The organism is Rhodoferax sp., assembly GCF_010365055.1.
Lineage (GTDB): Bacteria > Pseudomonadota > Gammaproteobacteria > Burkholderiales > Burkholderiaceae_C > Rhodoferax.
Map to the genome: position 1 here is coordinate 1 of NZ_JAAFHA010000105.1, position 11,887 is coordinate 11,887.

An 11,887-nucleotide genomic window follows, 5' to 3' on the forward strand; every position below is an offset into this window, starting at 1 on the left:
AGTTCGGGTGAAACGGGCAATCTCTACGCGCAGCAATACCAAGTAGGCACACGTTGACGGGGCCCCCGGAGTGTGCGGGTAGGTAGCACCGAGCCACTGAGTGATCAGTGGCCCAGATTAATGGCAGTCACATTGAGGGCAACCTCAATGCACAGAATCCGGCTTATCGGTGGGCTTCACACTTTTTTCGCCGCTGCATTGAGGTGAGCGGCTGCGCTCTAACCGCGCGCCAGCACCGCTTGACCGAGTGCAAAAACGGAGTTGGGCACACTGCGCTGCACCGATTCCTGTTTCGGCTTCTTGAACACGCCCCGGTTGGGCGCCGGTTTTTCTTCAATCCGAACCCCTTTGGCCAGCTGACCGAGCGCCAGACTGCGCAAAGTGACCGACTGCATGTAGTCCATCATTTTGCTGTTCAGGCTGTCCCACAGATCCTGGGCCATGTCCTTGCCCGGGCTGCTTGCGGCGGCCTTGGTGTGGCGGGCCGTGTCCTTGCTGTCGGGACTGCTGTCCTCTTCAACCGCAGCGATGATGTCAGCCACGGTAATGCGGTCAGCTTGCTGTCCGAGCGCATAGCCGCCGCCAGGCCCGCGCGTGCTGGCCACCAAGCCGTGCTGGCGCAGCTTGCTGAACATTTGCTCCAAGTAAGAGAGCGAAATCTGTTGCCGAACCGCAATGTCGGACAGCGGGACTGGTCCCAATTTTTCGCGCAACGCCACGTCAATCATCGCTGTGACGGCAAATCGGCCTTTGGTACTGAGTCGCATAGTTGTTCTCCTGTTTCAATCACATGGTGTGACACAAAGAGCACTATAAAGTTCCAATCACTTCGTGTAAATTCGTATTTATGACAATTTAACTTCGAAAAATACGAATGATATGGGCAAAATGGTGACGACGACAAAGCGTGTCGGTCAGAGCCAGACCGATCGATAAAACTGGAGCCGACGCATGAATTTCAAGCATTTGTATTATTTTTGGGTCACGGCCAAGGCCGGCGGCATCATGCGCGCGGGCGAGCAGCTGCACACCACGCCGCAAACCCTGTCCGGCCAGATCAAGCTGCTGGAAGAATGGCTTGGGCGCAAACTTTTTCGCAAAAGCGGCCGCCAGTTGGAGCTGACCGAAGACGGTCGGCTGGCGTTGGACTATGCCGAGCAGATATTCGCGCTGGGTGCTGAACTGGAGGCCGCCGTGCGTCAGGCCAGAGGTGGCCGGCGCGTGCTGGACTTCCGGGTCGGGGTGGCTGACTCCGTGGCCAAGTCGGTGGTTTATCGGCTGCTGGAGCCGGCCATGGCGGTGAAGGAACCAGTCAAGCTGATCTGCAGCGAAGGCAAGTTCCCGGACCTGCTGGCGCAATTGGCCTTGCACCGGCTGGATCTGGTGATTGCCGATGAGCCGCTGCCCAGGCGTGTCAGCGTCAAGGCCTTCAGTCACCCCTTGGGCCGCAGCAGCATGAGCTTCTTTTGCGCTCCAACGCTCAAGTCCCGGCTGCGCGGCCCCTTTCCCCAATGCCTGAACGACATGCCGATGTTGATGCCGGGCGGATCGACGTCGATCCGCCAACAAATGGAGGGCTGGCTGACCCGGCACCAGCTTCACCCACAAGTCATTGGCGAGTTTGACGACGCTGCCTTGCTGAAAGCGTTCGGGCGCGAGGGGCGCGGCGCTTTCATGGCGCCCACGGTGCTGGAAGCCGAGACGGTGGCACAGTTTGGGGTCGACGTGATCGGTCACACCGACGAACTGGTGGAGGAATTTTTTGCGCTGTCGGTGGAGCGGCGCATCACGCACCCGTGCGTGCTGGCCATCACCGACGCGGCGCGCGATCAGCGGTTTGGCGCCGCTTAAAACCGCTCGTGCGCCTGCAGGTAGCGCCATTGCCCAGGGGGCAACTGGGTCATCGACACCCGCCCGATGCGCAGGCGTTTCATGCTCACAATTTGCAGCCCCACACGCTCGCACAGGTAGGCGATCAGGCCCGGGTGCGAACCTTTGAGGGCAAAACGCAGCTTCGATGAGGTCTCGCCGGTGCTGTTGAGGCTGACTTTGACCGGCGGCAGCGGCTGGCCGTCTACTGCCAGTCCCTGGTTGATGCGCTGCAGGCTCTGCGCTGGCACCTCGCCCGCCACCTCCACAATCACTTCCTGCTCCATCAACTGAGCGTCTTCGGTGAGTTTGCGCAGCACGCGCCAGTCCTGCGTGAACACCACCAGGCCGCTGGCGGCGGTCTCCAGCGGCACGCACGCCGTGAGCTTGGCAAAGTGGCGCTTGAGCAGGCGGACGCCCGACGCGTCATCGGTGGCGTGCGTGGCAGCCGTCAGCAATTGCTGCGCCGGTTTGACCTGCCGATTGGCCTGGCCCGGTGCGGCCATGGCATCGAACCCAGGCGGCTTGTGCAGCAGCAGCGTCACCGTGGCGAGCTCCAGCAGGCTGGCGTGGGGATCAATCTCAACGCGCTGCTCGGAGACGCGGACCATCGGCTCTTCCACCACCTGTCCGTTCACGCTGACCCAGCCGCCTTCAATGTACTGTTCGGCTTCGCGCCGCGAGCAGGGCACCATTTCGGCGACGCGCTTGGCCAAGCGTTCACCCTCGCGATCAGCGTCGCGATGGGCAGGGGTAGCACTTTTTTTGGCTTTGATCATGGCGGCATGTTAACCGTGCCGGACAGGTTTTCGCGTCACCAACTGAGCGGGTCCAGCCGGTAAAACTGCGCCAGTTCGCGGTACAGCGCCGGGTGCTGTTCGGCCATGCGCTGTGGTTGCTCGAAGAACACCTCGGAGATGACGGCAAAAAATTCAGCCGGATCGGTGGCGCCATAGTCACTGAATAAGGAGCTCTCGTTCGGTGCAGGGCGCATTCGCAGCGCGTCAAACTCGGCACCCAACACCTTTGACCAGCGTTCGTAGTGGGTGCGTCGCGCCAGCAGCGGCGCGCCGTTGGCAGCGCCCGTTTCCTGATCCAGCTGATGGGCAAATTCATGGATCGCTACGTTTTGGCCGTCGTCGGGCGCGGCGGCGCCGGCCAGCGTGTCCTGCCACGACAGAATCACCTGGCCCTGGGACCACGATTCACCGGCCAGGACCTGGCGCCCCTGGTGCGCCACACCGCTGTCGTCGGTGTGCGCCTGCTGCACCACGAAGCTGCCGGGGTAGACCAGGATTTGGCGCAGTTCGGGGTAGTAATACCCGTGGCGATTGAGGATCAGCAGGCAGGCTTGCGCTGCGATGGTGACCCGCATCTCGTCGGTGATCTCCAGGCCATCGCAGCCAATGAAGGCTTTTTCGGCCACGAACACCTGTATGTGGCGCTTGAGCTGGAGTTGCAGGTCGGCGGGCAATGCGCGCACGTAGGGCACGCGTCGCGTCAGGATGTCGCGCCAGGCGGCGGGGAAGGGCTGGGCGCGAATCTTCTGGCGCTTGCGCTCGGTCAGATAGGGCTGACCCAGCAGCCACAGGACAAACAGCAGGGCCAGCGCGGAAATAATGAGAGCTGGCAAATGACCGTCCCCTAGAGTAAGAGTTCAACAGACCTGTATCTTGGCATGAAGCCGGCGTTTTTCAATAGGCCAAAATGTTGGCACGCTCACCATCAGGCAGGTAGGCAGCAGGCATTGATCGGGATGGCAGAAGTTGGAGCGTGGGCCCCCGCCTCATGCTGTCAGATGCCCCGAAATCGAAGTTTCAGAGGAGACTAACTTGCCTGCAAGGTTTGTCGTAACTAAATCGGCGGGGAACCACACCCCAACTTCTGCGGGCAGTACCCTGGTTCGCGAAGCAGGCCTAGATTCTGGCGCAGGACAGGTTTGCAGCGGCAGCGGTATTTGGTGAACCTGCCCCAATGGCCCCAGATCGGATCAAACGGCAACGCAAGGCGGGAGTGCGGCGGGTGTTGGGGGCGATTTCAAACAGCGAAGCGTTGAGAGCCCCCGGCATCCGCCCGACTCCCGCGAACATCAGCCAGCAATCACTCATTCAGGGACAAATTGACTTCAATGCGCGCCAGATGCGCCATGAGCGAGCGCTTGGCCACCGGCCACATGCGCGCTGGCACGTCGTCGTAGACCTGCGCGACCCAGTCGTCCAGTGTGCCGTGCGGCTGATCCTGCATCGCCTGCACGATTTTCGCCTCGCGCTGCAGGCGGTGGGCCTTCAGATGCGCAATGGCCGCAGCCGCTTCGCCGTCAAAACCGCCGATCACGTAGCCATGCGCCGGCAGGATGAATTTGAGCTGGTGTTCCTCGCAGGCGGCGCTCAACCGGTCCAGCGAGTCGAGGTAGGCTTGCATGTCACCGTCGGGCGGGTCAATCACCGTGGTGCTGCCGCAGAGGATGTGGTCACCGCTGAACAGCAAGCCGTCTTCCAGCAACGCCAGGCACAGGTGATTGGCGGCGTGGCCGGGGGTGTGAATCACCTGCAGCGTGTGGCTTGAAATATATGACAAATCAGCCTCTGGCACCCGTGGAATAAGCGTGAGTAGCTCATTATTTAATAGTTCTCTATCCGGCGTGAATGCACTGTGGGCACGGGCCGTCGGCGCGCTGGGCAGCCCCAGAATCGGCGGGGGCTGCTGGCCGTGCTGTACGCACAGCGCCTGCAAGGGCCGGGCGCCGGGTGAGTGGTCCGGGTGCGAATGGGTGCACACAATCAGGCGGATGTCGCCGCCAGCGGCGCGCCACAACTTTTCAAGATGATCCGGGTCGGCCGGACCGGGGTCGATCACGAGGTAGCCGGTCGCCGGGTCGCCCACCAGATAGCTGTTGGTGCCGGGCCCGGTCATGGCGCCAGGGTTGGGCGCGGTCAGGCGCAGCACGTTCTTCAAGAGTGCCACCGGCCGCTCGGTCTGCCAGTCCAACGGGTGCACGACTTGTCCGTCGGGGCAGACCAGCGCCAGTTCGCCAAAAGGCAGTTCATGCTCCATGAACCGGACCTCGCACCCGCCCAACAGACCTGCGCGCGGGCAGCAAGTCCACAGCGGCTGCTCGTTGACGGCACAGGCTTGCAGCACGGCGTCCACGTCGTCGTAGTGCAGCAGCCGCTCCAGCGTGCGGATGGTGGGGTAGATGATGAAGAACTGGCCCGCCGCGTGCCGCGCCAGGGCGTCAACCGGGCGTACCCAGACCGGCTCGAACTGCTCGCTCTCGTCGGCCACCGGCGTCTGCCCCGCGGGCATGCGCGCCACCAGAAACGGCACGTCAAAGCGGCGCGGCAGGTCGCGGTCGGTGATCCAGTGCGCCAGCACAAAAACCTCGTCGGCCGCAAGCAGCAGGCCGCGGGTCTGACATTGGGCCGTAAAGGGATGGTTGCGGCTCAAGGCGTCGACATCGTGCTGGTCCGCGTGCGTGCCATCGGCCCGGCGCGCCAGCAGCACCCCCAGCTCTTCAAAGCTCTCGCGGATGGCGGCAATCGCCTGCGTCAAGTGCAGGTCGCTTTGGCTGGCGCGGCGCCTGGCCTGGGCGTGGCTGGCGCTGTCGAGCGCGTCCACGCCGCCACCGGGGAATACGTAGGCGCCCGGCACAAAACTGGCCGTCGTGGAGCGGCGTGTCATCAGCACTTCCAGCCCATCGGGTGTGTCGCGCAGCCACAGCACGGTCGCGGCCGGTCGGGTTGGCGCGGGGGTGCGCGCGGGGTGCAAGAGTTGGGACGGGCGTGGCATCGGCAAATTATCGGCTTGGAACGTGTCGATTGGGTACTGTTCTTCAAGCCTGCTGGAGACGTTCATGTCGGGTGCGTTGCCCGTTTCTTGTCCCCAAAGCAGCGGCCTGGCTCAGGCGAACAGGAGGCAAGCAGCGATCCAATGTGCGGCAACGCACAGAGAAGAGTCGTGTGCCGGTCCACAGTGCAGCCCTATGTCAGTTGGCCTGAAGAGGCCATTGACCTGTCCATGACGGGCTCGGACCCGTCAACAAACAGGTTCTCACCTGACTTCAACTCAAATCCGAGTCACCTTCTCCAGGAAAATGAACTTTGAACGCTGACTGCACAGGCAAAAACAGTCCTTTTTTGAGGATGACTGGCGCGTGCGCGCCCTTGGAAAATTGATGGCTCACATGCCGGAGCCGTCCATGTCATCCGCCAGCCTGGCCAGAAATAGTCGCTACCGGAGTGTGACGTCGATGGTTTGGGTTTTGCTGACTGCTGCCATCCTGGCCACGGCGGTCCTGTCGCAGCGCAGCCTGTCGCGCCTGGCAGACTCGCGAGAAGCGGTTACCCACTCGCTTCATGTCGACACGGCGCTGCGAGACACGATGAGTCAATTGTTGGACGCAGAAACCGGTCAGCGCGGCTTTTTGCTCACCGGTCGCGCGCCCTATCTGCAGCCTTACTACACGGCGCTAACCCAAATGCGGCAATCGCGGGCCGCGCTGGGCAGCGCTTTGAGTCAAGACCCATCGGCGCTGGCGCCGCTTGAAGTCCTGGACAAGGCGATCGCCGCCAAACTGCAGGACCTTGACCATACGGTCAGTCTGAAAAGCGAGGGACGCTCCGACGAAGCGGTGCAGTTGATCCTCGCGGACACTGGAAACCAGACCATGCTCGCGGTGCGCGAGGCGCTGCAGGTGCTGGAGGCCGACCAGGTGCGACGCAAGAACACGCAGCAGGCCCAGGACGAGCGAGAAATCAAAAACAACTACTTGACGCTAGGGGCATCGATACTGATCAACTTGCTCCTGCTGATTGGCCTGGTTCAGCGTTTCAGAAATGCCACGACCCAAGGGGATGTTGCCCAGCAGGTCATGGATGAGCGCAACGTCGAGTTGTCGCGACTGTTGGCGGCTGCCGCGACGCGCAATGAACAGGTGCAGTTGCTGTCCGAGTTGAGCCGCTTCTTGCAGTCCTGCGCGGGCATGGACGAAGCCGTTGGTTTGCTCAAGCAGCATTTGCCACCATTGATGCGGGCGGGAGACGGTGCGCTGTATTTGATGGCGGTCGAGCACAACCAATTGCGGCGGTCATTCACTTGGGGCGACAAGGTCTATGTCGACTTTTTTGAGCCCGGCGATTGCTGGGCCGCGCGTTTGGGGCAGCCGTTTCGACAGCCTGTTCAAAGCGGCTCTGCCTCCTGTGCCCACCTGCAATCGGAGCATTGGTGCGCGCAGGACAATGTTCAATGCCTGCCACTTCGGGCCCATGGCGAGCTGTTGGGCATGTTGGTGCTGGAAGCGCAGGTTGCGCCCGACCCGGGTGAGAATCTCGAAATTGAAGGCAGCAGGCGATTTGCGCTCGAACAGGTGGGCCTGTCGATTGGCAATTTGAAGCTGCGTGAATCGCTGCGCCAAGCCTCCATGCGCGATGCTTTGACTGGTTTGTACAACCGTCGCTTCTTCGATGAGTCGTCGCAGCGTGAAGTCAAGCGTGCGATGCGTCAGCAAGTCAAGGGCAGTTACGCGGGTTTAGCGGTCATGATGATTGACATTGACCATTTCAAACGCTTCAACGACCAGCACGGGCATGAGGTGGGTGACCAGGTGCTGCGCGAGGTCGCCCAGGTTCTGCAAGGCCAGACGCGCGGCAGCGACGTGGCGGCGCGCTATGGTGGGGAGGAGTTCACCATCGTGCTGGCCGACATCACGCCCGAGTTGGCACTTGGGCGTGCGCAGCGGGTGTGCCAGGCAGTTGAAAAACTGGCCCTCCATGCCGCGGGCAAAGACGTTGGAACCGTCACGATCTCCATTGGCTTGGCGCACTTTCCAGTCGATGGAAGCACGGTGGAGGCCTTGCTTTCTGCCGCGGACAAAGCGCTGTACGAAGCCAAGAACGCCGGTCGCAACCGGGTGGTGGTCGCGACCTGAGTGGCAGCTCATCAAAGATCAATTGAAGGGACAAAGTGAGCACGCTTTTGGGGATCGTCGGCCACTGGATCATCCGCAATTTGCTGTCGCTGCTGCTGATCATCGCCGTGTTGATGGCCGCTGGCATGATTCAAAAGGAAATCAGGTCCTACCTGTTGACGCGTGACGGGATTGCCGCCTTGAAGGCCGGCCAAGCACTGGTTGAACGCGACATCACCGCCCAGCGAGCCGAGTCTGTTGAACGCGCCGAGCGTTTCAAAGCAGCCGGCGACGCGGCGCTGGCGCAACGGATCGCGCAAATTGAGTCGGAGATCGCGCGCAAATCAGCTTTGCAAGGCATGTCACTCGATCCAAAGAAGTGTGTCTTGCTCGGGGGCGCGGCTTGCACTGCGTACTTTGAAAGCTTGAAGCGCTCGGCCGGGATCAGCCTGCTGGCGCAGGAGCGGGGCGCTCTCAGCGCTCTGCGCATGGCTCTAGCGATTGAACAGGGTGCCAGAGAGCTTGAGCGCCTCAGGCAGGTTCACGCGGCCATCTATGCAAGCTATCAAAGCGCTGACCTGGCCTTGTCTGCCGTCCGAGCGGCCAATCCGACCTGGTGGCTGCCCTTGTCGCAGGCCAATCAACGAGTGCTGCCGTTGGCCCAAGAGCGTGACGATCTGTATGCCCGCAACAAGCGGGCTTTTGAGGCGTATCTGAACCAGAAGCAAGCCCTGGATGCGATCAGGCAGAGCGGTGCACTCGTCCGGCAAGCGCCGGATCAGATCGCGTCTGTCCTTCAATCGTTGAACCAGGAGATCGGCGCGCGCGAGCAAAGCTACCGGCAAAACTGGGTTGCCCTGTTAGTTGACTCGGCGCACCAAGTTTTGCCCACCGCCATCGCGTTGCTGCTGGGTATCATGGTCACGCCGATCGCCATCAAGGCGTTTTTCTATTTTCTGATCGCGCCCTTCGCATCGCGGCGCGCCGCTATTACTCTGTTGCCGGATGTCTCCGGCGATATTGAGGGCGTGGCTGAGTGCATGACGAGTGACGCAGATCGGCTGAAAGTGTCTGCGGTTTCCCAGGCGATCACGATCCATGCAAACCAGGAGCTCCTGATACACCCCGAGTACCTGCAGAGCTCCGCCACGCAGGGCGACAAGGCGACCCAGTGGCTGCTGGACTGGTCGTATCCCTTGACCAGCCTGGCGGCGGGCCTGTTTGGCATGACCCGCATTCGCGCCGCAGCCAGCGCCACGATCGTGGTGTCAGCCACCAAAGACCCGCTCAGCGAGGTGGGGGTCATTTCGTTGCCGGCAGGCGCGGCGCTGGTATTCCAGCCGCATCGGCTGATTGGCGTTGTTCAAGAAAAAGATCGACCGGTCAAAATCACCCGCCATTGGCGCTTGGGCAGCCTGAACGCGTGGCTGACCTTGCAGCTGCGCTATCTGGTGTTTCACGGCCCGGCCAAGCTGGTGGTCAAGGGCTGCCGGGGTATCCGGGTGGAGCGAGCCGACCAGGGCCGCAGCATCAATCAGGCGGCCACCATCGGTTTCAGCGCCAATTTGGCGTATTCGACGCTGCGTTGTGAAACCTTTGGTGCCTATCTGATGGGGCGGCAAGAGTTGTTCAACGACCATTTTGGCGGCGGCCCCGGTTTTTATGTGTACGAGGAAATGCCACATGGCGGGGCCAAGACCGGTTTGTTTGGGCGCGGGCTGGAGGGTTTTGCCGATTCGGTTTTGAAGGTGTTGGGCGTCTGAGATTGGCCCCGCCAGATTCTCGCCTGGTGGCAGTCTGACCGCTGCGTGGCAGGATTATTATTGCCGCAGCACCCGGGACACAACGACATGGATATCAAAGGCCTTCAATCAACCTTGCGTGAGTTCGCCGCCGCGCGCAGCTGGCAGCCGTTTCACACCCCCAAGAATCTGAGCACCGCGCTAACGGTAGAGGCGGCGGAGCTGGTTGAAATATTCCAGTGGATGACCGCCGAAGAGTCGCAGGCAGCGCATCTGAATCCCGCGACAAAAGAGCGGATCTCGGACGAAGTTGCCGATGTGCTGCTGTACCTGCTGCAGCTGGCTGATCATTGCGCGATCGACATTCCCAACGCTGTGGCGAACAAGCTGGTCAAGAATGCCATCAAACACCCGGCGCCGCGTGCCGTGCCTGCGCACACAGAGCCATGAAGCTGGCCGGGGCGCAGGAGCGCGCTACCGGCGGCGTAGATAATTGCCCCCATGCGAATCCCTTTTACCAAAATGCAAGGTGCCGGCAACGATTTCGTCGTGCTCAATGAGACGCAGGGCCGCTTTGGCCTGACTGCCGCGCACTACCGCTTGCTGGCGGATCGCCACTTCGGCGTCGGTGCGGACCAGATCTTGACGGTGTGCCCCGCACCGGCGCCGGGTGTTGATTTTGAGTATCTCATTCACAACGCCGACGGGGCCGAGGTCGAGCAGTGCGGCAACGGTGCGCGCTGCTTTGCGCGCTTCGTGCGTGACCAGGGCCTGACAGACAAGGATACGATCCGGGTCCAGACCCGAGGCGGCGTGATTGAGCCGCACCTTAACGCCGACGGTCGCGTCACGGTCAACATGGGCGCGCCGGTGTTTGAACTGGCCGACATCCCGTTTGATGCCACCGGTCTGCACCCGCAAGTTGCTGGTTTATGGCAAAAATGGCCGCTAGCCCTCGTAGATGCTGCGCATGAAGCTACTGTTTATGTAGCGGTTCTGTCGATGGGCAATCCGCACGCGGTGCAGGTCGTGGCCGATGTCGACACGGCGCCCGTGCTGGCGCAAGGCCCTTTGATCGAACACCATGCCAGTTTCCCGCATCGGGTGAATGCCGGCTTTATGCAAGTCGTGGACCGCGGCCACATCCGGCTGCGCGTGTACGAGCGCGGCGCCGGCGAAACCCTGGCCTGCGGCTCCGGCGCCTGCGCGGCGGTGGCGGCCGGCATCCGGCTCGGGCTGCTTGACGACACGGTGCAGGTGCAAACCCATGGCGGCACCCTGAGCATTTCCTGGGCCGGCGCCAGCGCACCGGTGCTGATGACCGGCCCTGCCACGACAGTTTTTCACGGCGAAATCAACCTACCCGACCACCTATGACGACTCCCTTTACCAACCCCATCACCGAAGACGATATTGCCAACTACCTGGCCAATACGCCCGACTTTTTTGAGCGCCACGCCGAGTTGCTGGCCACCGTGCAGCTCAACAGCCCGCACAGCAACCGGGCCGTGAGTCTGCAGGAGCGCCAGGCGCAAATGCTGCGCGAGAAGATCAAGATGCTGGAGCATCGGCTGATGGACATGATGCGCAATGGCCACGACAACCTGCTGCTGACCGACAAACTGCTGCAATGGGCGCGCAGTCTGTTCATGGCGACCGATCCCCTGGCCTTGCCCGGTGAGATGGCCGCCGAAATCCAGGACCAGTTTGCGGTGCCGCAAGTGGGGATCAAGGTGTGGGACGTGGCACCGCAGTTTGCCCAGGCCGACTTTGCCCAGGGCGTGAGCGACGATGCCAAGCTGTTTGCTTCCTCCCTGAGCGAGCCCTTTTGCGGCGTCAACACCGGTTTTGAGGTCGTCAACTGGCTGGCGGACCCGCAGGCCGCCGCGTCGCTGGCGATTTTGCCCTTGCGCAGCGGGCCGCTGGGCAGCACGGCGCCGGCTTTTGGCCTGCTGGTGCTGGCCTCGCCCGACGCGCAACGCTTCAACAGCACCATGGGCACCGACTTGCTGGCACGCATCGCCGAACTGGCCAGCGCCGCGCTGTCCAAATTGCGCTAGGCAACGTTTAACATTTGATTGCCGCGCCAGGCTTGACTGGGTTGGCATTTTGAACGTTCTTTCCCCCACTCACTCCCCCAACCCCTCTCTCGCCCCGCCGGGCGAAAGAGGGGGGCTTCATGTGGCCGCGTATCTAAAGGTGGGAAAACTGTGCGCGCTTGCGCGCTGGCCTCAAAGTGAATGCGCCGCAGCGACCGGTCGCCATGGCCAGATTCGGCGTTGCATCAGCTGGCCTACTCTAGATTTTTCAGTCTGTCGCCCAGAGTCCGGCCAATCAGATCAAGCGCTGCCGTTACGCCACCCGGCCTCAA

10 protein-coding genes are annotated in these 11,887 nt (G+C 62.0%); 6 read left to right on the forward strand and 4 right to left on the reverse strand.

What is annotated here, in order from left to right:
• Positions 1-218: 218 nt before the first annotated feature.
• Positions 219-767, reverse strand: a complete 549-nt coding sequence (locus GZ093_RS17645) for an Rrf2 family transcriptional regulator (protein ID WP_296488531.1) — start codon at positions 765-767, stop codon at positions 219-221.
• 184 nt (positions 768-951) lie between these two features.
• Between GZ093_RS17645 and nhaR the strand changes: the two genes are divergently transcribed.
• Positions 952-1,851, forward strand: coding sequence for a transcriptional activator NhaR (gene nhaR / locus GZ093_RS17650; protein WP_296488534.1), 900 nt, complete (start codon positions 952-954; stop codon positions 1,849-1,851).
• Here the strand turns inward: nhaR and GZ093_RS17655 are convergent.
• The 3 genes from GZ093_RS17655 to GZ093_RS17665 form a co-directional block, all read right to left on the reverse strand.
• Positions 1,848-2,648 (reverse strand): RNA pseudouridine synthase, encoded by an 801-nt coding sequence (locus tag GZ093_RS17655; RefSeq protein ID WP_296488536.1) that lies wholly within the window; start codon positions 2,646-2,648, stop codon positions 1,848-1,850. The two genes, nhaR and GZ093_RS17655, sit on opposite strands and share 4 nt — an antisense overlap.
• A 35-nt stretch (positions 2,649-2,683) precedes the next feature.
• Positions 2,684-3,502: a M90 family metallopeptidase gene (locus GZ093_RS17660; protein WP_296488537.1), complete on the reverse strand. Its 819-nt coding sequence runs from the start codon at positions 3,500-3,502 to the stop codon at positions 2,684-2,686.
• A 467-nt stretch (positions 3,503-3,969) separates the two neighbouring features.
• Positions 3,970-5,658: an MBL fold metallo-hydrolase gene (locus tag GZ093_RS17665; RefSeq protein ID WP_296488539.1), complete on the reverse strand. Its 1,689-nt coding sequence runs from the start codon at positions 5,656-5,658 to the stop codon at positions 3,970-3,972.
• 409 nt (positions 5,659-6,067) lie between these two features.
• Here GZ093_RS17665 and GZ093_RS17670 point away from each other — a divergent pair, with 409 nt between their 5' ends.
• The 5 genes from GZ093_RS17670 (at position 6,068) to GZ093_RS17690 (ending at position 11,576) form a co-directional block, all read left to right on the forward strand.
• Entirely contained in the window at positions 6,068-7,795 is a 1,728-nt protein-coding gene (locus GZ093_RS17670) for a diguanylate cyclase (RefSeq protein ID WP_296488540.1), read from the forward strand.
• Between the two features lie 35 nt (positions 7,796-7,830).
• On the forward strand, positions 7,831-9,537 hold the full coding sequence (locus tag GZ093_RS17675; protein WP_296488542.1) for a hypothetical protein: 1,707 nt from the start codon (positions 7,831-7,833) through the stop codon (positions 9,535-9,537).
• An 87-nt stretch (positions 9,538-9,624) separates the two neighbouring features.
• On the forward strand, positions 9,625-9,966 hold the full coding sequence (locus GZ093_RS17680) for a nucleotide pyrophosphohydrolase (protein WP_296488543.1): 342 nt from the start codon (positions 9,625-9,627) through the stop codon (positions 9,964-9,966).
• Between the two features lie 51 nt (positions 9,967-10,017).
• Complete coding sequence (gene dapF, locus GZ093_RS17685) at positions 10,018-10,893, forward strand: diaminopimelate epimerase (RefSeq protein WP_296488544.1); 876 nt, start codon at positions 10,018-10,020, stop codon at positions 10,891-10,893.
• Positions 10,890-11,576, forward strand: a complete 687-nt coding sequence (locus GZ093_RS17690; protein WP_296488546.1) for a DUF484 family protein — start codon at positions 10,890-10,892, stop codon at positions 11,574-11,576. The genes dapF and GZ093_RS17690 overlap by 4 nt, the downstream gene beginning before the upstream one ends.
• The last annotated feature ends 311 nt before the right edge of the window (positions 11,577-11,887 follow it).